This window comes from Paraglaciecola mesophila, assembly GCF_009906955.1.
Taxonomy (GTDB): domain Bacteria; phylum Pseudomonadota; class Gammaproteobacteria; order Enterobacterales; family Alteromonadaceae; genus Paraglaciecola; species Paraglaciecola mesophila_A.
Genome location: NZ_CP047656.1, coordinates 1,068,176 through 1,091,924 on the forward strand (window position 1 = coordinate 1,068,176; position 23,749 = coordinate 1,091,924).

General features: G+C 42.3%; 26 protein-coding genes. 11 read left to right on the plus strand and 15 right to left on the minus strand.

Going from position 1 to position 23,749, the window contains the following annotated elements; translation table 11 throughout:
- Positions 1-10: 10 nt before the first annotated feature.
- Positions 11-178: a hypothetical protein gene (locus FX988_RS21610; protein ID WP_007985521.1), complete on the minus strand. Its 168-nt coding sequence runs from the start codon at positions 176-178 to the stop codon at positions 11-13.
- A gap of 364 nt (positions 179-542) precedes the next feature.
- Here FX988_RS21610 and FX988_RS04505 point away from each other — a divergent pair, with 364 nt between their 5' ends.
- Positions 543-1,019 carry an NYN domain-containing protein gene (locus FX988_RS04505; RefSeq protein WP_160178535.1) on the plus strand — a complete coding sequence of 159 codons (477 nt, stop codon included), beginning with the start codon at positions 543-545 and terminating at the stop codon, positions 1,017-1,019.
- Between the two features lie 82 nt (positions 1,020-1,101).
- Here FX988_RS04505 and feoB read toward each other — a convergent pair whose 3' ends face one another.
- From feoB to FX988_RS04545, 8 genes are all read right to left on the minus strand, one after another.
- Positions 1,102-2,919, minus strand: coding sequence for a ferrous iron transporter B (feoB, locus tag FX988_RS04510; protein ID WP_160178536.1), 1,818 nt, complete (start codon positions 2,917-2,919; stop codon positions 1,102-1,104).
- A 118-nt stretch (positions 2,920-3,037) separates the two neighbouring features.
- On the minus strand, positions 3,038-3,271 hold the full coding sequence (locus FX988_RS04515) for a FeoA family protein (protein ID WP_160178537.1): 234 nt from the start codon (positions 3,269-3,271) through the stop codon (positions 3,038-3,040).
- An 83-nt stretch (positions 3,272-3,354) separates the two neighbouring features.
- Positions 3,355-4,698, minus strand: coding sequence for a class II 3-deoxy-7-phosphoheptulonate synthase (locus tag FX988_RS04520; protein WP_160178538.1), 1,344 nt, complete (start codon positions 4,696-4,698; stop codon positions 3,355-3,357).
- Between the two features lie 480 nt (positions 4,699-5,178).
- The gene (locus tag FX988_RS04525; RefSeq protein WP_160178539.1) at positions 5,179-5,844 is read right to left on the minus strand and encodes an NAD-dependent epimerase/dehydratase family protein; all 666 of its coding nucleotides are present in this window, start codon (positions 5,842-5,844) and stop codon (positions 5,179-5,181) included.
- A gap of 19 nt (positions 5,845-5,863) precedes the next feature.
- Positions 5,864-6,778 (minus strand): helix-turn-helix domain-containing protein, encoded by a 915-nt coding sequence (locus FX988_RS04530; protein ID WP_160178540.1) that lies wholly within the window; start codon positions 6,776-6,778, stop codon positions 5,864-5,866.
- A gap of 26 nt (positions 6,779-6,804) precedes the next feature.
- Positions 6,805-7,656: an SDR family oxidoreductase gene (locus FX988_RS04535; protein WP_160178541.1), complete on the minus strand. Its 852-nt coding sequence runs from the start codon at positions 7,654-7,656 to the stop codon at positions 6,805-6,807.
- Between the two features lie 14 nt (positions 7,657-7,670).
- A complete protein-coding gene (locus FX988_RS04540; protein WP_160178542.1) occupies positions 7,671-8,639 on the minus strand; it encodes an SDR family NAD(P)-dependent oxidoreductase in 969 nt (322 codons plus the stop codon).
- 132 nt (positions 8,640-8,771) lie between these two features.
- A complete protein-coding gene (locus tag FX988_RS04545; RefSeq protein ID WP_160178543.1) occupies positions 8,772-9,284 on the minus strand; it encodes a hypothetical protein in 513 nt (170 codons plus the stop codon).
- 264 nt (positions 9,285-9,548) lie between these two features.
- Here FX988_RS04545 and FX988_RS04550 point away from each other — a divergent pair, with 264 nt between their 5' ends.
- Positions 9,549-10,592, plus strand: coding sequence for an alpha/beta hydrolase (locus tag FX988_RS04550; RefSeq protein ID WP_160178544.1), 1,044 nt, complete (start codon positions 9,549-9,551; stop codon positions 10,590-10,592).
- Positions 10,593-10,745: 153 nt separating this feature from the next.
- On the opposite strand, the gene FX988_RS04555 is transcribed toward FX988_RS04550, so the two are convergent.
- Positions 10,746-11,663, minus strand: coding sequence for a helix-turn-helix domain-containing protein (locus tag FX988_RS04555; RefSeq protein ID WP_160178545.1), 918 nt, complete (start codon positions 11,661-11,663; stop codon positions 10,746-10,748).
- Positions 11,664-11,888: 225 nt separating this feature from the next.
- On the opposite strand from FX988_RS04555, the gene FX988_RS04560 reads away from it, so the two are divergent.
- Both FX988_RS04560 and FX988_RS04565 read left to right on the plus strand, forming a co-directional pair.
- Positions 11,889-12,779, plus strand: a complete 891-nt coding sequence (locus tag FX988_RS04560; RefSeq protein ID WP_160178546.1) for an oxidoreductase — start codon at positions 11,889-11,891, stop codon at positions 12,777-12,779.
- Positions 12,780-12,823: 44 nt separating this feature from the next.
- Positions 12,824-13,189 carry a hypothetical protein gene (locus FX988_RS04565; protein ID WP_160178547.1) on the plus strand — a complete coding sequence of 122 codons (366 nt, stop codon included), beginning with the start codon at positions 12,824-12,826 and terminating at the stop codon, positions 13,187-13,189.
- A gap of 189 nt (positions 13,190-13,378) precedes the next feature.
- Here the strand turns inward: FX988_RS04565 and FX988_RS04570 are convergent, their stop codons facing one another.
- Positions 13,379-13,870: a low molecular weight protein-tyrosine-phosphatase gene (locus FX988_RS04570; RefSeq protein WP_160178548.1), complete on the minus strand. Its 492-nt coding sequence runs from the start codon at positions 13,868-13,870 to the stop codon at positions 13,379-13,381.
- A gap of 196 nt (positions 13,871-14,066) precedes the next feature.
- On the opposite strand from FX988_RS04570, the gene FX988_RS04575 reads away from it, so the two are divergent.
- The 7 genes from FX988_RS04575 to FX988_RS04605 all read left to right on the plus strand — a co-directional run bounded on the left by FX988_RS04575 (position 14,067) and on the right by FX988_RS04605 (position 21,075).
- A complete protein-coding gene (locus tag FX988_RS04575; RefSeq protein WP_254700781.1) occupies positions 14,067-15,203 on the plus strand; it encodes a paraquat-inducible protein A in 1,137 nt (378 codons plus the stop codon).
- Positions 15,204-15,205: 2 nt separating this feature from the next.
- Entirely contained in the window at positions 15,206-16,867 is a 1,662-nt protein-coding gene (gene pqiB / locus FX988_RS04580; protein ID WP_160178550.1) for an intermembrane transport protein PqiB, read from the plus strand.
- A 1-nt stretch (position 16,868) separates the two neighbouring features.
- Entirely contained in the window at positions 16,869-17,447 is a 579-nt protein-coding gene (locus tag FX988_RS04585; RefSeq protein WP_160178551.1) for a membrane integrity-associated transporter subunit PqiC, read from the plus strand.
- A gap of 26 nt (positions 17,448-17,473) precedes the next feature.
- Positions 17,474-18,586, plus strand: a complete 1,113-nt coding sequence (locus FX988_RS04590; RefSeq protein ID WP_160178552.1) for a diguanylate cyclase — start codon at positions 17,474-17,476, stop codon at positions 18,584-18,586.
- A 116-nt stretch (positions 18,587-18,702) separates the two neighbouring features.
- Complete coding sequence (locus FX988_RS04595) at positions 18,703-20,499, plus strand: ABCB family ABC transporter ATP-binding protein/permease (RefSeq protein ID WP_160178553.1); 1,797 nt, start codon at positions 18,703-18,705, stop codon at positions 20,497-20,499.
- Positions 20,492-20,710 (plus strand): DUF3820 family protein, encoded by a 219-nt coding sequence (locus FX988_RS04600; RefSeq protein WP_160178554.1) that lies wholly within the window; start codon positions 20,492-20,494, stop codon positions 20,708-20,710. The genes FX988_RS04595 and FX988_RS04600 overlap by 8 nt, the downstream gene beginning before the upstream one ends.
- Positions 20,710-21,075: a hypothetical protein gene (locus FX988_RS04605; RefSeq protein ID WP_160178555.1), complete on the plus strand. Its 366-nt coding sequence runs from the start codon at positions 20,710-20,712 to the stop codon at positions 21,073-21,075. The genes FX988_RS04600 and FX988_RS04605 overlap by 1 nt, the downstream gene beginning before the upstream one ends.
- Here FX988_RS04605 and FX988_RS04610 read toward each other — a convergent pair.
- The 4 genes from FX988_RS04610 to rbfA all read right to left on the minus strand — a co-directional run bounded on the left by FX988_RS04610 (position 21,065) and on the right by rbfA (position 23,646).
- Complete coding sequence (locus FX988_RS04610) at positions 21,065-21,736, minus strand: hypothetical protein (RefSeq protein WP_160178556.1); 672 nt, start codon at positions 21,734-21,736, stop codon at positions 21,065-21,067. The two genes, FX988_RS04605 and FX988_RS04610, sit on opposite strands and share 11 nt — an antisense overlap.
- A 156-nt stretch (positions 21,737-21,892) precedes the next feature.
- On the minus strand, positions 21,893-22,162 hold the full coding sequence (gene rpsO / locus FX988_RS04615; protein WP_007985493.1) for a 30S ribosomal protein S15: 270 nt from the start codon (positions 22,160-22,162) through the stop codon (positions 21,893-21,895).
- A 110-nt stretch (positions 22,163-22,272) separates the two neighbouring features.
- Positions 22,273-23,226, minus strand: a complete 954-nt coding sequence (gene truB, locus FX988_RS04620; protein ID WP_160178557.1) for a tRNA pseudouridine(55) synthase TruB — start codon at positions 23,224-23,226, stop codon at positions 22,273-22,275.
- Positions 23,227-23,229: 3 nt separating this feature from the next.
- Positions 23,230-23,646: a 30S ribosome-binding factor RbfA gene (gene rbfA / locus FX988_RS04625; RefSeq protein ID WP_160178558.1), complete on the minus strand. Its 417-nt coding sequence runs from the start codon at positions 23,644-23,646 to the stop codon at positions 23,230-23,232.
- Positions 23,647-23,749 lie beyond the last annotated feature (103 nt).

The following is a 23,749-nucleotide window of genomic DNA, read 5'->3' on the forward strand; positions in this document are numbered from 1 at the left end:
CCGAGTGTGATTAGTTGTTAACTAACCATTTAACAAATTGCTTTGCTTCTATTGCGTTGGCAAATTTAGTGCTTTGGCGACCTTGCTTGTCGGCAAATGCTACGCTTTGTTTGTTTACAGAAATTGAATGCACTGGGTGCACTACACGGATCTGAGAACCGTTATATAAATAAGACATAATAAAACTCTCTTTCAATTAGCGCGATAATTGGACGCGCGAAATTCAACGAAGCTTCACTATAGATTTGACGATAACTTTACGACTTTCTACAAGTCTAGGAGTGGTATACAGTGAGCACATGCTCACTCGTTCGCCGTTCAATAATTCAGCTTAATATTTTTGTTTTTAAATGCTGGCTGACTGGATCAAGGTAAGACAAGACATTAACACGTTACCGAAATGGTAACACTGCTTGTAAATGCGGAGGTTGATTCACAAGCAAGGCAGCACATTACAGCACTTATAAAATAAACGCAATAGCTATTTTAATAATATTTAATGCTATCATGCCCTATTGGTTATAACTTAATTTGAGTGATATATGCCCACTAAAATTGCCGTATTTGTCGATGTGCAGAACATTTATTACACCACACGCGATAGCTACCAAAAACAATTTAATTATCGTAAATTTTGGCAACACTTAAATGCACAGGGCGACATTGTTATCGCCAATGCGTACGCCACTGAGCGCCACGACACTCAACAACAGAAGTTCCAAAGCGCGCTTAAACACATCGGTTTCGATGTGAAATTAAAACCCTTTATTCAACGCAGTGACGGTTCGGCAAAAGGTGACTGGGATGTGGGGATCACCATAGACGTATTAGACGCTGCCCCGCACGTCGACACTGTCGTTTTGCTTTCTGGCGATGGAGATTTTGACTTACTACTCAAAGCTGCAAAAGACAAATATAAGGTGAGCACAAAAGTGTATGGTGTACCCGCGCTCACCGCAAGCTCGCTAATGAATGCCTGTGATGATTTTGTTGAGATTACCCCGTCGTTGCTTCAGTAAAACGTTATGGACGACTAACCCATAAAAAACCTGCGAAAGAGAATCCCCCCTTCGCAGGTCAAGCTAAATAGTAACCCGCTAGTTAGAAAATATGTGAAACGATAAACGCAGAGGTATAGGCTAATAAACCATAGCCGGCAAATAGGCCCCATGCTATTTTCTTGCTACCTGTTTCCCCCTTGAGGGTCGCAACGGTTGCCACGCACTGTAATGCGATAACATAAAATATTAACAGCCCGAGTCCTGCCCCTAAAGTGAGTCCATCTGCTTGAATATTTTCCGCTAAACCGGCAATGTTTTCATCAGCGCCTTCGATGCCAAACAATGTTCCTAATGCGCCAACGAATACTTCACGAGCTAAAAACGAAACCAATATGGCAACGCCGTAACGCCAATCTAAGCCTAGCGGTTCAAAAACAGGCTCTATCCACTGACCAAGCATGGACAGGTAAGAACCTTGTAAATCATGCTCAGAACTTGGGAAGTACCCCAAAAACCAGATAACGACAGAGACCATGAAGATGACGGGCCCTGCCCTACGAATAAATTGTTTAGCGCTGGTGATCACCCGCAACATGAGTGGTTTCCAATGAGGCAAACGATAGTTAGGCAACTCCAAAATAAATGGCATCTCTGCTTTATCGCTATCGTTATCGGTAAATTTATTTAACAGCACACTTACGATGAGAGCAGTGACTATGCCTAAAAAATACAGCACAAAAAACGCGGTACCTTGAAGACTCAATAACCCACCTAAATAGGTGGTGTTCGGTATCAGCACTGCAATAAGTAGCGCATATACCGGCAAACGCGCAGAACAGGACATTAACGGTATGGTCATCATGGTAATCAAGCGCTTTCGCGGTGATTCAATGGTTCTTGCGGCCATAATAGCTGGTATAGCACAGGCATGACCCGACAGGTACGGAATGAAACTACGACCAGATAAGCCAAAGTAACTTAAAGGTTTATGGCATATCAACGCAGCACGCGCCAAGTATCCGCTATCTTCGAGTAAACCGATAATCAATGTCAAAACCATTATCTGCGGCACGAAAACAAGAAACGAACCGAGCCCCCCAAATATCGCGTCTTGCAGAAAATCATTGATAACGCCGGGGCCGATAACAGATGTAACGGCTACGGCTAGCCAACCAATAATGTTTTCAACGCCATCCATAAGTGGCGTTGCCCAAGTAAAAATACTCTGGAAAAGGACGAACATGATTGTGAAAAATGCAACACCACCTAACACACTGTTCAATAAAAAACTATCTATGGTGTTTTGTTGCTTGAGAACGATATCGGCATGTATTCCATATTGCTTCGCAATAAGGCGACTAACGTTAAATACGCTGTCATCATCTGGCACACTTTGACTTGGAATATATTTTTCAGGTTGTGAAGCAACCTCATTTAACGCCAACTTGAACTCGTGAATACCCACTAAGGTTTTCGCAGAAAGAGGAAATACAGCCGCACCTAGGTCTTTGCTTAATTTGTCGCAATCCACCTGATGACTAAACCGACCTACCTCGTCAATCATGTTTAAGGCGAACACTAACGCCTTGTCATGTTGCTTTGCTAAATCTCGTACCTGTAAGCCAAATACTAAGCTTCGTTCTAAGCGAGTGGCATCCAAATTACATACTATGACGGCCGTATTGACGTCATGCATGGCCTCGTGAATTTTTTCGACTGCTATTTCTTCATCCCGAGAAAGCGTACTTAATGAATACGCCCCAGGAAAATCAATCAGTGTATGTTCACCCAATTTACCACTTTTTAATTCAACTGTTACTCCTGGAAAATTAGCGACCTTCTGTCGCATCCCAGTGAGTTGGTTAAACAACAGACTTTTCCCTGAGTTGGGTTTACCTACTAAAATTATATTTTTCATGACGCTACTTGATTGTTCGAGCACGAAAGACGTGCTCAAATAGACTTTGATGCTATTAAGTGATTACTCACGCGAAAATGTGTCGTTTAGGCTAGATGTAAAAACAAAATAAGGTAATTTAGCTAAAGCTACTGACAGCAACCTTATCGGCAATACTCTGTTCTAAGGTATAAACACAGTCACCAATTTGAACAACAACCGGACCATTCATAGGACTGCGCCGAAGGCATCGAACAGACTGACCATCGGTCAGCCCCATTTCTAATAACCGATTCGTTACCGCAGGCAACAGAGTATTATCTAAACCACTGATTAAACCTGATTTTTTTGCAGGGATATCCCAAAGTGTCATTGTGCCCTCATCAAACAATTGATACAAATGAAAATTGTTTTCATTAATACCATAAGTTTGACTAAGGGCGCAACGTCAACTGATTAACTCACTTTTAAATGGTCTGCGACCAAAAATGCCATCTCAAGCACTTGGTCAGCATTTAAGCGAGGGTCGCATTGGGTTTTGTAGGCTTGAGCGAGATCATCATCACCAATCTCATATGCACCACCGGTGCATTCTGTTACATGCTGACCGGTCATCTCTAAATGAATACCACCAGCATGCGTCCCTTCCGCCTTATGCGCTGCAAAGAACTGCTGAATTTCACGTAAAATAGCATCAAAGTTTCGCGTTTTATAACCACTAGATGCTTTAAAAGTATTGCCATGCATAGGATCAGAGCTCCAGACTACATTACGTCCTTCTTGTTTTACGCGACGTAATAATGCAGGTAGGTTCTGTTCAAGATTGTCAGCCCCCATACGGGTAATTAAGGTTAGACGACCCGAGGTATTTTCTGGGTTTAAGGCATCGATAAGACGAATTAACTCGTCACCTTGCATTGTAGGCCCAACCTTTACCCCGATAGGGTTATGTATACCGCGGAAGAATTCAATATGGGCATGGTCAAGTTGACGAGTTCGCTCTCCAATCCACAGCATGTGAGCTGAACAGTTGTACCATTTGTCAGTCAAGGTATCCACGCGAGTCAATGCTTGTTCATAATTCAGCAAGAGTGCTTCGTGTGAAGTGTATAAGCTGGTCTCATGCAGCGTTGGCGTGTTGCTAGTGTTGATACCCATAACATTCATAAACTCCAAAGAGTCTTGAATTCGACGTGCCACATCTTGATAACGCTCTTTAAGTGGATTGTTTTCCACGAACGCCATGTTCCAACGATTCACCTGATGTAAGTCTGCTAAACCGCCCTGAGCGAAAGCACGAAGCAGGTTTAAGGTAGAAGCACTTTGATGATAAGCATCAAGCATGCGTTGTGGATCGGGTAAACGTGCAGCTTCGGTAAATTCGAAACTGTTGATAATGTCTCCGCGGTAACTCGGAAGAGACACATCCCCTATGGTTTCAAAATCGCCAGAGCGTGGTTTGGCGTATTGCCCTGCCATGCGCGCAACTTTGGTTACAGGGCAACGGCCTGCAAAGGTCAATACAATTGCCATTTGCAAAATAACTTTAAAGGTATCGCGAATTTTTGGCGCATTAAATTCATCAAAAGACTCTGCACAATCACCACCTTGCAGTAAAAAACCCTTACCGTCAGCAACTTGACCTAACTCTTTAAACAACTGACGCGTTTCCGCAGCAAAAACGAGAGGAGGATAAGATTTTAGCTTTTGCTCCACATCTTTTAGGTGTTGTTGATCATGGTAAGTGGGTTGTTGCAGAATTGGCTTTTGACGCCAACTATCAGGTTGCCATTGGCTCACATTGTGTCCTTAAATATCAGTAGAGTCGAAAATAAAAATAGGTTCACAAACCGCATGCTGTTAACACACGGATGTCGCCGTCAATCATACCTTATATCAGCTGTGATGAAATATACTTAACGCAAAGAATCTATGTAACCGGTGCATAAATTAGCGTGGAACGATTTCGTTAGTGCATGCATTAAAAAGAGGAATAACTAACACAACGTTGTTTTAATATTTAACTGAACATATTTAACTGAATAAGTCTTAACTTGATCTGCCAAACTCGAATTTTAGAGTTGAATCAAATCTTACAGTAAATAGCCGATTGGGCCAAAAGCAACCGTTCCGGTATAAATTATTTATGCCCCATTGTGTTTTCGTGAATTCTATCAATAGTGCAATAGAACGAGGCTGGTTCTGGTATTCACAATCTATCTATACTGCTAAGTTTCTACGTCATACCGTGCTACGAATAAGACATATAGTGCTAAACATTTATGTATCTATCGCCAATTGATTGATATCGTCATTTTCCAATATCTTTAATGTTTGTGGAGACATTATCGAGTTGATCATAGCTCTACCCAACTCTTCGCTGGTCGTAATAGGCATTACTTTCTTTAATATTGGAAAAAAGGGGCGTAAACCGGTATATAACAGGTTGTACAAGGCTGTTTTACTTTTTATATCTCGCTCTGGGAAAAGAGCACCAAGCCTAAACATATACGCGTCTGCAAATCCGATGTTCAGCAACATGTTTTCGGTTTTTCCTTTCACTCTGGCCCACATTACAGAGCCTTGCTCCGAGCTATCTGCCCCTGTACCACTAAGATAATTAAACGTGATTTGCGGAGAGACATTAACTAATGCTGACGCTAACGCATAAGTCATGTCATAAGTGATGTGATTGTAGTCTTGCTCGTCAACCCCAAATGATGAAATGCCCATGCAATGAAAGCAGGCGTCATAGCCACAAAGCTTTGATTGAACCTGACTAAAATCAGAAAAGTCAGGGTGGACTAACTCCGTTATTTTTGGGCGATTCAATGCCAATGACGTGCGGCTGATAAGCAGTACTTCTTGCACATTATCGCTTTCAAGGCATTGGTTTAATACACTTCTTCCAACCATACCTGTTGCGCCTGTGATGATGACTTTCATTATTTTATTACTCCAGGCTCTAGTGTTTCATCTGTGATGATTTAAAGGTTCGCGGCGACATTCCTGTCTTAGATTTAAATAGCTTAGAAAAGTGCTGTGGGTATTCAAAACCAAGATCACACGCAATTTGGGTAATGCTCAAGTTGTCCTCAAGCATTAACGATTTTGATCTCTCAATAAGGAAAAGGTGGATGTACTCCAACGCGGTCTTTCCTGTTTCACGTTTTAGCAAGTCGCTTAAATAATAAGGCGATAGTCCTAACTCCTGGCCGCAATATTTAACGGTTGGCACACCTTTCTCTAAGGGTTTATTACTAAGGTAATAGCTGTTTAAAAACTCCTCGAATCGACCCAAGTAATCACGGTTTAAATCAGTCCGAACGTAGAACTGCCTGTCATAGAATCTCAAACAGTAATTAAGGAGGAGTTCGAGGTTAGATTGTAATAATGACTGAGTATGACGATCCATACTTTGGGAGTATTCAGACTCTATTTTCTCTGAGATATCAGTAGCCAGTTCAATCTCCTTAGCGGAAAGGTGCAGAGATTCGTTGCTTTCATAATGGAAGAAGGTGTACTGAGCCATTTTCACCCCAAGATCTGAACGTGAGATCAGATCAGGGTGAAACGCGATTGTCCAACCTGCTGCATTCGGATCTATCTCAATATCCGAAGCGACTGCCGATTGTCCGGGGGCAATAAACACCATTGAACCATCATCAAAGTCATAGGCACTTCTTCCATAGTTCAAAGTGCACTCGATACCCTGTTTCAATGATATCTGATACAACTCAAAAGCGTAGGTGCTACCTGATTCCACTTTACCTTGAAACGCAGATTGAGGAATCACCGTTATCAACGGGTGCAATGGGCTAGGCAGGCCCAAATAGCGATGTAATTGGGTAATGGATTTGACGGTGTTCACTTTACTCATTGGCTATTCCTCAACTGCGTTTAGATTTAGGCAGTGTGTACTTCTGGAATAAACATGTCAGAAATCGCTTTCATCAACTGATCTTCAGGCATAGATTGCTTCATTTGTAAGATTGCCTCAGCATCACTGCCAGATACGTTGTGCACGGGAGTTTCTTCCGTCACACATTGATAGATTTTATCTGCAACCTCCTGAGGATCGGAATCTTGGGCACCTTGTTGACGCATCTGCTCCATCGTAGCATTCATCTTCTGAAGCATCTTATCACTGTAATCCTTAATTTGTTGGTCACCATTGGCAAGAATTCGATGAGGGATCGTGGTAAACAAGTTGGTCTCATAGGCCCCTGGAGCAATGACTTTTGTCTTGATGTTGAACGGGGCATACTCTAGAGCAAGCGCTTCAGTTAAGCCTTCGACAGCAAATTTTGCGGCACTATAAACCGAAGAATACGGTGAACCAAAAATTCCAGCAAGGGAGGAAATATTGATGATTATCCCTTCCTTTTGATTACGCATTATTGGTAACACTTGTTGTGCAACACGCATTGGACCATAAACATTGGTATTGAATATCGCGTTGATCTCTTGATCGTCCCACTGTTCAAAAACGCCCATCCCAGAAATACCCGCATTGTTAACTAGTGCCTCAATGGCGCCGAATTTTTCCATGCCTGCAATGATAGCGTCAGTAATGCTTTGTGGCTCAGTGACATCAAGCCTTGTCACGAGAACATTTGGAAGCTTGTTGAGCTCAGTTTCCTTTTCAGGTGAACGCATTGTTGCGATGACATTCCAGCCTTTGCTTTGAAAAAGTCGTGCTGTCAGTTTGCCAAAGCCAGTGCTGCATCCAGTAATCAGTATGGTTTTTTTGTTCATTATGTTAATCCTCATTATTCAATAATAGTTTCATTTGTAGGTAGCCAACGAGAAAGGGCTTTTGTAGTCATCTGCTGTGCTTGTGTTCGTTTTTCAGGTTTCTGTGCCTCTTGATGGTGAGGTTTCAACTTGTCTTCACAAATGTACGCGCCAGTGACGTCATCAAATTCAGATGAGATGGCCAATCTTACAATTCGGTCTGCACCAACTATGGTTGGTGAAGCCATGTAGTGCATGACATAGCTCATGACTTTTTCAGCACCTTCAAGGTGGCTGAGCAAGTTAGAGCAGATATGGCCCGGGCAAAGCGAGTTAGCGGTTACCCCTGAACCTTGCAATTGCTTTGCTAAGTCAACAGTAAACATATTCATAGAAAGCTTCGATTCCACATAGCTTTCGTCGGTATCGAAATTAACTCTTGCCTGAATGTCATCGAAATCGATTTCAGGGATGAACTCTGTATTTGTGGTGAGGTTTACGATGCGTGCCGGCGCTGACGCTTTAATGCGATCCAGAAGCAGTTCAGTAAGCAATCTTGGGCCAAAGTAATTAATAGCCCAGTTCGTTTCAAAATTGTCGTTAGTGATAACAGGCTTTGTCATATTGATGCCCGCATTATTCACCAGAACATCTATCTTTGGATATTCAGAAAGAATACGCTCAGCACACGCTTTCACGCTGTCCATCGAGGCCAGATCACAAATTTGTAGGTTTATCGAACCTTGCGTATGAGCTGCTTTAATCGACTCAATCACCGCCTCTGCCTTAGTCTTATTTCGAGCGAGCAGGACAATGTTTGCGCCCATTGAACACAACATTTCAACGGCACCACGTCCCATGCCATCGGTCCCACCGGTAAATACTATGGTCTTTCCTTGAAGGTTTTTATCTCCTTTGGGAATAGCATGCTGAGGGTTAGGAGTCCTTCTTTGTGGAACGAATAACTTAAGTAGTATTCGGGTTTTGTCATTAAGTAGTGGCATATATGGTATCTCAGTAAATTAAAAACAAAGCTGTAGTACAAATTTATCAGGTGAGGTTTGAACATTCGGGAATAGAATTTATTGAATATCCAATTTGTTGTTACTCAGCCAAATTAGTAGTGTGCTTACAGGTTATTTGAGTGCGGCGGATTGTGTATCACCTGCTATGTTGATCACATTGCTGCTTATCAACCAGTTTTGATAAGCCTCATCACTCATTTGTTTTTTTAGCTCCGCAGATTGAAGGGCTGTGCCTTGCACTGTGAAATATTTGGAAAAGTAAACAATTAAATAATATGACTGAACATTGACCGTGCTATTGACCAGTAGGTCGTAGCCTTCATCCATCTCCGATAGTGCGCTGGCTAAAGCATTATCTAAATCAAACCCGATGTTGTAAGGATGGTAGCTATCGTATTTAAAAGCTTTACCTTCTAATGGAAGTTTTTCAACTTCTGTTGAGTTGGTGTTAGCTAGCACCACATTGGCAAGTTTTGTATTACTTCCCCATGTCAAAATAGAAATGCTGATTAGTGCCATAAGCACCAATGACAAGGCAATAATATATTTAGAGTTCATTGTCTTACCTTTAATAGTAATTTTTAGTTTTCTCATTGTGTTAAATGAAACTTCATCAGCGCCCATCGAGTACAACATTTCAATGGTGGGCACTTCTACTTGATTCGATGTCGAGATCATACTGAGAGATGAAACAAGAAACTTACACATTTCCCAAAATAGATCCCTCCGTTTAGGCCGCTGTTTTTGGGAAATGTATAAGTTGGCTTTTCCTTAACTTGCTAATCTCTGGAACACTAGAATTAATCAGCAATAATGCTGGAAACAATAAACATACCGCTATGGTCAACCGTGTACTCAACGGTCTTAGTCATGGTAACGGGAGGATTTATGCGTATAGCAATAAAAGTGACAGTTGGGTTGGTGGGGGCTTTGGCTGTCATAGTGGGAGCTCTGTTCTTTCATGTGAACGCCTCTTACCCGAATGTAGACTCTGAATTGCGGCTGTTTGGGTATGTTGTCGATCGTTTTACTCAAGCCGAAACTCCGGAGCAGCTGATCGCATTAGGTCGACAGGCAGAGCCAGAGAACTATGACTTAGATAAAGGGATTGTTGTAGAAGAAACCTACATCAAAGGCCGAGATGGAAACAACATTCGAGTGGTAATACTGCGTTCAGATAAATCGACTCCCGACGCAGTTGGACTCTTATATCTGCATGGTGGCGGCTATGTTATGGGCTCACCAGACTCAGCGCTAGATATACGTTTTATGTCCGACCTCATTCACACCTCAAACACCGTGATCGTTGCGCCTGCATATCGGCTCTCTCATGAAGCCCCTTACCCTGCTGCTTTAAATGACAGCTACGCCACCCTTGCATGGATGAAAGATAATGCTGCGGAGCTTGGTATCAATGACAGCCAATTGTTTATTGCAGGAGGAAGTGCTGGCGGTGGTTTAACCGCAGCGACAACCTTGTATGCTCGAGATCAAGGGGAAATTAACATCGCGTTTCAAATGCCACTCTATCCGATGTTAGACGATAGAAATAGCGCACCTTCTAATACGCAGAACACGCATTTAATTTGGAATTCGACGAAAAATCGTATGGCATGGAAACTATACTTAGGAGATCTGTATCAAACTGATAAAGTGCCTATTTACGCTGCTCCATCCAGAGCAACCGATTTATCTGGGTTACCGCCGACCTTTACTTTTGTCGGCGATCAGGACCTATTCTATGATGAAACGAATGAGTTTGTTCAGCAATTGAAAAAAGATGGCGTGCCTGTAGAGTTTTATGAATATGAAGGTGGCTACCACGTGTTTGAGATGATCGTACCCAATGCAAATGTTAGTCAATCAGTTAATGAACGGTTGCTTGCTGCGTTTAAACATGCCTCAGAGAATTACTTCGCTACGCAGAACTAAGATCATAGCAAAAAGTGTCTTTGATTGGGCATCAGTGCCCTGCGACCTTTGCCCATGATTGATATGACAACACTCTTTTTATTACAACTGAGCACAAGCCACAATGTACTGCACCTTCCCATTAATGAAGAAGGTCAATAATGAAGAGTGCGATTAATTGCGAATATTCTCCGTTCGGTATTCAGTCGGTGTCATGCCGACTCTGCTTTTGAATAGTCTTGAGAAGTATTGTGGGTATTCAAAGCCTAGGCTGTAGGCAATGGTCGCTACCGAATCCTTACTAGAGAGTAAGCGATCTTTTGACTTATCAATGAGTGCATAGTGAATCCAGTCTTTAGTTGTCTTACCCGTTTCAGCTTTCAAGGCATCGCTTAGATATCGACTGGTCATATTCATGCCTTGCGCCAATTCTTCTACTTCAGGGATTGCGGCCGATTCTTGAATAGTAGCTTTTAAACGAGCTCCCAAAAGCGTCGAAAAGTGATCGTATACAGAGGTGTTAGCTTCTTTACGCATCATAAATTGACGGTGGTAGTAGCGATTGGCGTACATCAATAATGTACTGATCTGAGATAAGATGAGGTCTTTACTAAAGGCATCTAAGTTATTGTTACTCTCCGCTTCAAGCGCTTCAAACATCGCTACCATATGTCGCTCTTCTTTTGGTGAAAGATGTAGCGCCTCGTTAACCGAATAATTGAAAAATTGATATTGTTTGAGTTCATCTTGCAGCTTATGGCCTCGAATGAAATCGGGGTGAAAACAGATAGTGCGGGCAACTGAGTCAATTATTATGCCGCTGGCTGTCAGTTCTTGATTGGGAGCAATAAAAAGCAGCGTTCCATTTGAACAATTATATTTGGTACGACCGTAAATGACCTCACCTGAAGTGATGTGTTTGAATGATATCGCGTAGAAACTTGTTGTGAGTGAAATGCTCTCACCATTGAGCAACTGATTGCGCTCACTGTTTGGATTTATTTTCATCACATCAACTAAAGGGTGCTCTGGTGGCTGTATACCAAGAACAGCATTGAGTTCTTTAATGGTCTTAAAATGGAGCTTTTTCATCGCTTTACCTTTTAGTATGACGCTTCACAGCATAATCCTCTAGATTAAGCATATTATGGTTTAGCAGCATTGAAAACCCAGAGCACAAATCGATGTATTGTGTATACGAAATAACGTAGCGCTTCGTTTCGTTATTTCGTATACAACTCTTGCAGTTTTGTGTACTGCTACCTTTGGCCATAAGTTCTAGGATACGTCTATCGAAAAATTTGGGGACTAAAATTCATGTCAAAAATATCTTGGAGTGCTGAACAAATACCGAGTCAAAAAGGCAGAGTATCTATCGTTACCGGTTCGTCTAGTGGTATAGGTAAAGAAACGGCCAAAGTCTTAGCAAAGAAACAATCGACAGTGATACTAGCTGTTAGAAATGTGTCAAAAGGTGAGAAGGTGGCAGAAGAAATACGGGCAGATTGTCCAGACGCTGACATTTTGGTTATGCAGATGGATCTTTCCAGTCTTCGTTCTGTCCGAGAATTCAGTTCAACGTTTTTAGCCAATTTCAACAGACTTGATTTACTGATTAACAACGCAGGAGTAGCGTGCCCGTATGCCAAGACTGATGACGGGTTTGAAATTTTGATGGGCACCAATCATTTAGGCCACTTCGCATTGACTGGACATTTAATTGAAACACTCAAGAAAACCTCAGACTCCCGCGTTGTGGTTGTTACCGCTGGCGCTCATAAGGCCTCTAAGATCGATTTGGATGACCTGAATTGGGAAAAGCGAAAATACAGCAATTTTTCTGCGTACGCCGATAGCAAACTGGCGAATATCTACTTTGCCTATGAGCTGAAAAGACGGCTTGAATTAGAAGGTGGCAACCCAATGGTTACAGCTGCTCATCCAGGGTGGACGACATCAGAACTTCAGCGTGGGTTTGTGAAATTTTTAAATATCTTTTTCGGCCAGAGTAAAGAAACGGGGGCACTGCCAATACTGAGGGCCGCAATTGACAAAAGTGCATCTTCGGGGGATTTCTTCGGTCCGCAGGATTTCTTTGAGCTGCACGGCGCACCCATTAAAGTAGAATCAAGCAAGCCGTCACATGATGCCAGTGTTGCGCAAAAGCTTTGGACGTTATCTGAAGAACTAACAGGAATGCAATATTAAACGATGATGCGGGATCATTGCGCTAGGTACGTTTAAGGATAATTATGGAAAATAAAATAATTTTACAGGTGGTCGGTTTTATCATTTTATTTCTAGGGGGGGTACTCAGTTATAACCCTGAACTAGTAAGCAGTAAACCCATCCCTGTGGATACCTTCCAAGCTGTTGAAAGAAGAGTCCGGTGGGGCTTTCTAATGGGGACAGGTATGCTACTGATTTTTCATCATCAAATTACCCCATATTTTTTTACTGTTGCTGCACTCGGTATGACATTAACATTGGGAGCACTAATTTCCCGTGTGATGGGTATTGTTCTTGATGGCTCTGTACTTAGGCATTGGATGTGGGTAGCTATTGAGCTAATCATGGTCATTGGTTTTGGAATTTGGTATGCGAAACAACGGACATAATAAGTTGTCTTTCCGTATTAAAGTTAATTCATTAATTGATAAATTAGTAGTGTCACAAACACAAAATTGTCCAAAAAAGAGTTAGCTTGACCGTCTCTTGAACATTCATAGCTGCTTGTCCGGTGAAGTCTAAACTAACTCTACTAAGCTGTAAGATCAGATATGAGCTACTACATTTAAACGTGTACATTAAGTATGGTGTTGCTTTATATGTTCGATTAAACCGTCCGATGCTTGTTCGATTAAATCTAAAACGTATTCAAAACCACGTTTTCCACCGTAATAAGGATCAGGGACCTCTTCTTCGTTTGCCTCACAAAAGCTCATCATGAGAGAGATTTTGTGTTGATACTCCTCGGGACATATCTCTTTTAAATTGCGCACGTTCGCCTTATCCATGGCTATAACGTAGTCAAACTGCTCAAAATCACTGCTATTCACTTTACGACATTTTATTTTTTTAAAGTGATAACCTCGCTCTTCGCCTACTGCTCTTGAGCGCTTATCAGGTTGTGAGCCAATATGCGCTCCTAATGTACCGGCAGAGTCGATTTTTATCGCTAAACCCGCATGATTTGCTTTGTGCCGAAAAATAGCTTCAGCTGAAGGAGAGCGGCAGATATTGCCTAAGCACACGAATAAAACTGATGTGATATGTTTTTCTACTTTTTTGTCAAACACCTAAATAACATCCGTAAAAATTGTTCGTTGATTTGAAGGGAAGCAAGCTCGAAATGCTAGGCATTGTGTATAAACGCGGCGCTCCCCCTAATGTTAACTGTTAGAAAACGTAAATACATCGTGCGTGCATGATTACCTTTCCACAGTTGATGGCTTTTTGGTAACCTATATAAATATAGGGTCAGATATGCACCATATGGATGAATCGATAAAGAATACAACAGCTTGCCATCAAGTTCAGTGCCACGAGTGTGCTTATGAAGTAGCGGTTCCTGCGCTTTTTCACCGTGAACGTGCACATTGTCCTCGATGTCATTATGTTATCACAACCTATTACCAAAATATGACACAAAAGCTAGTCGCGTTTTCGTTAGCCTCATTGATATTCATGGTTGCGGCATTGTGCTTTAAATTCTTGTCCTTTAGCGCTAACGGCCAATATCATGCCATCAATATCATTGGCAGTATAGAAGCCCTCGCGAATAACGATTACCTCGGTTTAGCGATTCTACAAAGTGCGGTGATCCTCGTTCTACCCTCGACGATTTTGCTCTGTTTATTGTATTTATTGATCCCCGTTTTATTTGGCAAAAAGCCTAAGCATGCCGCACCGGTGTTAAAGCTCATTTTCACGTTACGCCCCTGGACCATGGTGGAAATTTTTCTGGTGGCGGTTTTGGTCAGCTTAGTCAAGATCATGTCTATGGCAGATATTGGCATAGGGCTTTCATTCTATGCCTATGCGTTGTTTGCGATTTCCATGACTGCAACGCTTATGTATTTAGATCAACATCAACTTTATATTCTGACGTCTTGTGAGCTTCCTGCTCCGCCAACACCTCGCCCAGCCTCCCACAGTATTCAGACAACTTGGGCCTTATTAATCACTTCGGTTTTGTTTTATATACCTGCGAATACGCTGCCTATTATGCATACTAATATTTTGGGAGATGACCAACCTAGCACAATATTAGGCGGCGTAGTAACCCTCTGGAAGATGGGTTCTTACCCTATCGCCGCGATTATATTTATTGCCAGCATTTTAGTGCCGGTCGGTAAGCTGGTCATATTATGCTGGCTAAATTATTCCGTACAAACTGACTACTATGGTGGCAAAAAAACACGTATGGTCGGCTACCGTATCACAGAGTTTATTGGTCGTTGGTCGATGATTGACGTGTTTGTGGTGGCCATTTTGGTCAGCCTGATACAACTAGGAAATATCATGAGTATTTATCCTGGTTATGCAGCATTGGCGTTTTGCACTGTGGTTATATTAACCATGCTGGCGGCTTTTTCATTTGATACAAAATTAATTTGGAGTGAACAATAATCATGGCGAACAATGGCGAACCTGCTGATATTAAGCACGTTAAAAGCATTTCGAAAATATGGTTAGTTCCCTTCATTGCTGTGTGCATGGGCGGATGGATGTTCTATCACCAATGGAGCAATCAAGGGCCATTGATCAGTATTGTGTTTGAAAATGCATCAGGATTAGAAGCAGGTAAAACGAAAATAAAAATGCATAATGTCGATGTAGGGGAAGTGAAAAGTATTGAACTGACTGAAGATTTACAAAAAGTTTTGGTAACAGCGCGTATGTCAGCCAACTCTGAAGGTTTATTGCGCGAAAACACCGAGTTTTGGTCAGTAAACCCGCGCATTTCGCTCAATGGTATTTCTGGTTTGAACACATTAGTATCAGGTACTTACATTAACATGTCAGCGAATTTGGAAGGTCGTTCAAGTCGAGATTTTGTTGCCCTCTCCGCACCACCTATTACCCCAAGTGGCACACCAGGGTTACATGTTACGTTAAACAGTAACGCTGAGTTCGCTTTCAAAGAAGGAGACCCTGTTATCTATAAAGGGTTAAAAGTAGGGGAATTTGAGAGTATCTATTTTAACTTCGATGAACGGGTTGTGTACTACAACACCTTTATTCAAGCGCCTTATCATAAACTCATCACCACCAATACCAAATTTTGGAATAGCAGTGGTGTAGAAATGGACATAGGCGCAAACGGATTTAAAGTCAAAAGCAGCAGTATAGAAACGCTCATCACCAATGGGGTGGCATTCGGTGTCCCTGATGGTATGCCACAAGGTGAACGGGTGAATGAGCGATCGTATTTTACCATTCATGACTCTTATGAATCAGCTGCCGAAGAACGCTACAAAGAGTCAGCTAAATTTGTGATCCTGATAGATGATACCGTACGTGGATTACGCGTTGGTGCACCGGTAGAATACCGAGGTATCAAAGTAGGCAAAGTACTGGAAATTAACCCGCCCAATGGTAAGCAGCATAAATGGTTGGACTCAGGTGTGGCCATTCCTGTCGTGATTGGCATTCAACCGGGCAGAGTTGAACAAACTGATGATGCAGAGGGTATCGAATTTATCAATCAGCAAATCAAAATATGGGTAGAAAACGGATTTAGGGCATCGTTGCAAACAGGCAATTTATTAACAGGCGCACTATTTGTAAATTTAGAGCAATACCCCAACGCCCCTATCGCCCAGATGGAGCAATTTCAACAATATGCCGTGATCCCAAGCATTTCAAATGAGTTCTCTCAGATAACGGAAAAGGTCAGTGCCATACTCGATAACATCAATGACATGGACCTCGTGCAGATGTCATCGGCAGCCAATCAGATGATGGCAGATATTAGTGCAAGTGCGAATAGCATGAACAGTACAGCTGATGATTTCGCTGAAACATTAAAAGAGATGGATGAGCAACAGGTCAGTACGAAACTTGCTGCCGCGCTGTCGGGTATCGCTGAGTTAACACGTGGCTTTTCTACTGGTTCTAAAACAAATAACGAGATTAACGACACATTAGAGACGTTACAGCACAGGTTACGTGAGTTACAACCCTTGTTACTTGAGCTAAACCAAGCGCCGAATAGTCTCATTTTTGATAAATCTCCCAAGCCCTATCTTCAGCCTGGAAGTCAGCCAAATACTCAGCAAGGGAACCATTAATATGAAACGACTTAGCGTCTTTATTCTGCTATTCACATTAGCTGCGTGCAGCACATCGAAAGCGCCTATGAAACAGTTTTTTATGTTGAATAGCCAAACTCCGCTCATGTCAACTTCTCCAAAAGAGGTGGAGCGAGTAGTCGTGGTCGATAGAATTTTGCTAGCTGATTATCTGAAACGCCCAAACTTGGTGATGCAAATAGAAGGCAATCAACTGTACTATTCTGATATTGATCTTTGGGCGGAAAACTTACAAACCGGAATTCATAATACCCTACTTGCATGGTTAAACGACAAGGCGACAGAAACCCGTTTTATTGCTTATGATTCACCTGATGCATCCGGGAACCATGAGCGTCTTGTTATCAGTATCAAGCGATTCATGCCGACTGATCAAGGGCAAGTCATCACTAGCGGCCAATATTGGCACGTGAACAGTAATCAAACCAATGAGCTAACGTCTCCGGAAAGTTTTGCATTTACCTCTGAATTATCTCAACAAGGATACAGCCACAGTGTTACTCTACTTGCAGAACAATTACTCAAACTCAGTCATCAGATAATTAACGATATTGAATAAGCAAGAAAGAAGGATACTAAGCACATATGTTTATCGTTAGTCGTTTCATTAGAAATTATTTAAATACAGGAACAAAAGCGAGTAACTCCCCTGCGGTAAGACAGCAAATTCAAGTGACCAATCTGTTTGGTTTTATTGGATACTTTATTACGTTTATTTTAGGTGTCACTGCCTTATTTCGCAGTCAATGGGATCATAACGACGACTTCTATCTAGGGGTGACGTTATTGATCGCTAGCGTTTTATTCTTTACTTCACGGATAATTCTTAAATATTTTCAGAGTAAAAACGGCTATAAATTTTCCGCTAATTTAGTGACGTCAGCACTCATGTTACTGATGTTGTATTTGATTGTTATGGGCGGGGTAAAAAATACAGGGCCGTTATGGATATATATAGTGCCCCCCGTTGTATTATTTTTTGGTGGTCTAAAAAGAGGCCTCGTTCAACTAGGCGCTTTTGCTCTAGTCGTCATTATTATTCTTGAATTTCCGAACAATGGTCTGTTGTTTGCTGAGTACAGCGCTGAGTTTCGCTCTCGTCTTATCTACTCATTTTTAACCGTCAGTATGCTGTTCGTGTTCTATGAATACTCTAGACAGCGCTCGTTTAAAACACTTCAAGAGCTAAGTAAAAAGTTTGAGCAACAAGCCCGGATTGATTCCTTGTCCGGCTTACAAAACCGCCGCGGCATGTTAGAAAAACTTGAATATGAACACCATCGCATCCTTAGGCACAGTAAAAATATGACCCTGATGATGTGTGATATTGATCATTTTAAACAGGTGAATGATCAATATGGTCACGATGTCGGTGATATTGTGATTAAACAAGTCGGTCAGATGTTTGCTAATGGCCTGCGCAAGCAAGACACCGTAGCGCGCTGGGGCGGAGAAGAGTTTCTCTTTATGTTGCCTGAAACTACACAACAACAAGCGTTTGTGTTAGCTGAGAAGTTGCGAAAAAAAGTAGAAAATTATGAACAAAAAGTGGACTCTGCGCACTTATCAGTCACCGTCAGTATTGGCATATATCAGATGCACCCACAAGACAAACTAGATCACGCTATTAGCAGAGCAGATACTAATTTATATCGCGCTAAAACACATGGTCGTAACTGTACTGTGGTAACAGACTGACCTCTTTGCCCGCTACCTAGCTAAACAAAGCGAAAATAAGCAACGCTGTCGTTAGTTAAACCTTCTGACACCTGAGCGCTGCGCTCATTAATCGTCAGGCAAAATAAGCGAGAGACATGCGCTCTAAACAACATACCCAAATAGAAGACAGCAAATTTAATTGGCGCGTGATAAAACAACTGTGGCCTTATCTCTTAGAGTTTAAACAACGCGTATTTTTCGCCATGCTTTGCTTGGTCGCTGCCAAGGTAGCCAGTATTGGTTTGCCTTTCATACTCAAGCATGCTGTCGATACGCTAAACGCCGAAAACTCAAGCAATGCAATAGTGCTTGTGCCTTTTGCATTAATTGCCGCATACGGTCTACTGCGTTTAGCAAATGTATTATTCGGGGAAATTCGTGACACGCTTTTCGGCAGAGTCACAGAACGCGCTATGCGTCGTATCAGCTTGCAAGTATTTGAACACCTGCACAAATTGGATCTTGATTATCACCTTAATCGTCAGACAGGTGGTTTATCTCGCGATATTGAGCGCGGAACAAGCGGTATCAGTTTTCTAATGCGCTTCTTAGTATTTAACATCGTCCCTACTTTATTAGAGATTCTAGCCGTTGTAGGCGTACTCTTTTATAATTACGGTTGGAGCTTTGCCGTCATTATTTTAGTCTCGGTCATCAGCTACATTAGCTTTTCTGTTAAAGCCACTCATTGGCGTACTGAGTTTGTACGCGCAGTCAACCAAGCGGATTCCCTCAGTAATACCAGGGCTATTGACAGCCTATTAAATTACGAAACCGTTAAGTACTTTAATAACGAAGAATACGAGGCAAAGCGCTATGATGTCGCCCTAGCAGATTGGGAAGTCGCAAGGCGCAAAAACCGATTATCACTTTTTGCCTTAAATGGCGGGCAAGCCACTATAATCGCCATCGCTATGACCAGCATGATGGCCGTGGCGGCTTACTATGTCGCTCAAGGCACCATGACCATAGGTGACTTTGTGTTAATCAATGCGTTTACCATGCAAATTTTTATGCCCCTGAACTTCCTTGGGTTCGTATATCGTGAAATACGAGGGGCATTGGCTAATATCGAAAACTTATTTGCCTTATTAGGCAAATCATCAAATATTGTCGATAACGAGAATGCAAAAACGATTCAGGTTATCGAAGGAGAAATACGCTTTTCCCACGTTAACTTCGGTTACGGACCAGACAGGCAAATTCTTCATGATGTGAGTTTCACTGTACCAGCCGGTCAAAAAGTGGCTATAGTTGGCCCGAGCGGCGCGGGTAAATCCACTGTCATCAAGCTATTATTTCGCTTTTATAATCCAACTAGCGGCGAAATTTACATCGATGGACAGCCCGTTAGTGATTCAACCCAAGCCTCACTGCGTCAAGCTATTGGAATAGTGCCCCAAGACACCGTCTTATTTAACGACAGCATTTTTGAGAATATTCGCTACGGCAATCCAACAGCGAATGATGAACAAGTCAATCAAGCTATCGAACATGCTCATTTATCAGCGTTTATAAACGCCTTACCAAAAGGCAGAGAAACCAAAGTAGGTGAACGAGGGTTAAAACTATCCGGTGGAGAGAAGCAGCGCGTGGCGATTGCCCGTACCATTTTAAAAGGAGCGCCTATTCTATTGTTTGACGAAGCCACCTCGTCACTGGACAGCCAGTCGGAGCGGGCAATTTTAAGTGCCTTTAAAGAGATAGCGAAAGGCCATACGAGTTTAGTTATCGCTCATAGACTCTCGACGATTGTAGATGCAGATAGCATAATAGTCCTGCAAGATGGCTGTGTGGTTGAACAAGGAAATCACCCTACACTTCTGAAGAACAAAGGCCCCTATTATCAGCTGTGGAATACCCAGCAAAAAGTGAATACGCAAGATGACTGAACAACCAAATCAACTGTTAATTGATGCTGTTAATCAAACCATGCCATTTGGAAAGTATGCGGGTAGAAAATTGCTAGAATTACCAGAACCTTATTTAGTGTGGTTTAGCCAGAAAGGGTTCCCTGAAGGAAAACTAGGACAGCAATTGGCGCTAATGCATGAGATTAAGGTAAACGGCTTAGAAAACATGCTACAACCGTTACTCAGATAATGTACTCCCCACGCTCCCGTTTTAATCGCTCTGGCAACCGTTCTAGCCCTAAACAGAATGAAAATATTGATAGGCAGATACGAGTATTGCACCAAGCGATGGCGCTAAAACTAATTGCCCAGCCTCAGCTTCGTCAACAGGTCATCGACACCATTGAGACACGTTATCAAAATGGCTTATTGCGCCATGGTGGTTACCTAGTATGGATATGCTTGATGGAATGTATCGATGAGTCACCCGATGACTTTATTCAAGGAGTGATAGCCGACACGCCACAAATGCGTAAGCTGCGCCGAAAAACGCCCTTTATCAACGTACTAACGGAACAAGAGCGGGAACACGCACTACTAAATATTACGCTGTGAGCCTCTTGCGTATTGCAAGCCACATAAAGGGGACACATAAAAAGGCAAATACATTGGGCGCCGTCGCCGATACCGTTGAGGACGCTCGGGCTTGTGGTTGAGATTGGATTAAGAAGGTGCTGTATAGATCGTTCGATTGAGTCAGCTGAGTGTTATGTGCATTGTCAAAGTCTTGCCCGTAAACATTCGCTAATGCACTACCATTTAAATAACTCCCAGCCATGCGTAAGCGGTTCGTTTCCTCATCTTGATAAAGTCCAAACGCGTAAGTTTGATAATATCGATTGCCTTGTGTCATACCAAATAAGGTTTGCCAGTTTGTCGCTTGCACATAACAATCGCTGGTGTTTGAGCAATTTCGCTCGTAGTTAGAGGGTTCTTGTGTATCGTGACGGACCAGCTGAATATCGGTAAAGGCGCTATCAAGCAGTCCATAGACCGCATCCGCAGAAGCGTATTCCCAGCCAGAATAGGCGTTGCCTGCTTCGTTGTAACTCAAATGATTAGTCAAGGTCAGGTCAAGCCAAATTAACCCGGTCGTATTATCTTTTACAGCAAGATTATCACCCGCTTCAAATGCATCCCATTGAATAAGTTCTGCTTGTGTGCAAGGACTGAGTAAAATACAGGCGAGTATAAAAGAGCGTGTCAGGTTAATCATTTTGAGTACCGTGATCTTATTGTTTTTATTGAATAAAAACTAATGTTATCAAGATATAAATGATTGAAAATTAGCCAATGGTATGACCAGAAATATACCCTCTAAAACAAAAAAAGCACCCGAAGGTGCTTTCTCTCAAACGTATAAAGCTGTCGATTAACGACGTAGGCCTAAACGCTTGATTAGATCTTGATAACGCTCAACGTTCTTACCTTTAAGGTAATCAAGAAGCTTACGACGCTGGCTAACCATGCGTAACAAACCACGACGTGAATGATGATCTTTTTTATGGTCAGCAAAATGGCCTTGAAGCTTGTTGATGTTAGACGTCAACAATGCAACTTGAACTTCAGGTGAACCAGTATCACCCTCTTTTACGCCAAAATCAGCAATAATTGCTGCAGTTTCTTGAGTAGTTAGTGACATAACTTTCTCCAATATAAGAGCTAAAAATACAGCAGGCCGATCACTAATTCAGCCATGCCAAGAAGCGCGTATTATAGTGACAAACGATGAATTAGCAAGGGCAAATACAATTAACCTTGGTTGCTAAAGACGACAACGCGTTTTGGTGCCGCTTTATTGTCATTATCAACCTCGGAAACCCCTAAAAAGACCTCTCCCTGAATACAATAGGTACGTACTAACGTCCCTTTGGCCAGTTGCTCATCACTTTCATAGGGTACGGGCTGACCGTGTAAAAAAGAATCTCTTGCCACTGATGTCAAGTAGACGCTAGGTAAGGCTTTTACTGCACTATCCATGGGGATCAATAAGGGGTCTAGAATTTCGGTTAACGGGATCTGCTCTGCCTGTGCTCGTTCAAGCAAGGCGTCAAGCTCTTCAAACGTCACCATTTTCTCACTAGGATAATCAGCAACAGCAGTACGATGTAACTTACTCACATAAGCACAACAACCTAACAACTGCCCCAGATCATCAACCAAAGAACGGATATAGGTGCCTTTACTGCAATGCACTTCCATATCGACTTCATCACCCTCAAAGCGAGTAATGTTAAGGGAGAATATCGTGATGTCACGGGCTTCACGCTCAATCACAATGCCCTGACGTGCATAATGGTATAGTGGCTTTCCTTGGTGTTTCAAGGCAGAGAACATGGACGGTACTTGTTTAATTGGCCCTTTGAATGTCTCACAAGCCACTTTTAACTGTTGCTCAGTCACATTCACATCACGGGTTTCAACCACGTCACCGTCAGCATCTGAGGTGGTAGTACGCACACCTAATTTTGCGGTAACGATATACGTTTTGTCAGCGTCTAATAGAAACTGAGAAAACTTAGTGGCTTCGCCTAAGCACACTGGCAACATACCCGTTGCCAGCGGATCAAGGGCGCCAGTGTGCCCTGCTTTAGCCGCTAAAAACGCGCGCTTCACTTTCTGTAATGCTTGATTTGAGGATATCTCTAACGGTTTGTCTAGCAGTAGAATACCGTCTATTGCACGACCCTTACGACGTCTGGCCAATCCTTAGTCCTCTTGTTCGTCTTCGTCTAAAGAACGCCCTGCATTGCGAGCCCGTTCTTTGTCTTTGCTTAGCGTTTCGTCAACCAAATTACTGATACGAATACCTTCACTTAAAGAGCCGTCACGCACAAATTTGATCGCGGGAACTGCACGCATACGCATACGGTTTGCCAATAACGTGCGAATATACCCTTTGTTTTCTTCTAGGATAGCCAAATAATTCTTCATTACTTCTTCGTCATTCTCAAAGAAAGTCACGTAAATTTTGCTATACGATAAATCTCGGGATACCTCTACGGCAGATACAGTCACCATACCCAATCTTGGATCACGGTTCTTGAACTCGTTCTGTAAAATACTGGCGATTTCTTTATGGATCTGCTGACCTACTCGGTCTGTACGAGAAAATTCTCTTGCCATTCTAATCTCCTAAAGCACTAAATTATGCTTTTGTTAAGACAAAACGGAGGCCTAAGCCTCCGTTTTAATTCAATACTCGTTAACGCGCTAACATTCTAGGTTG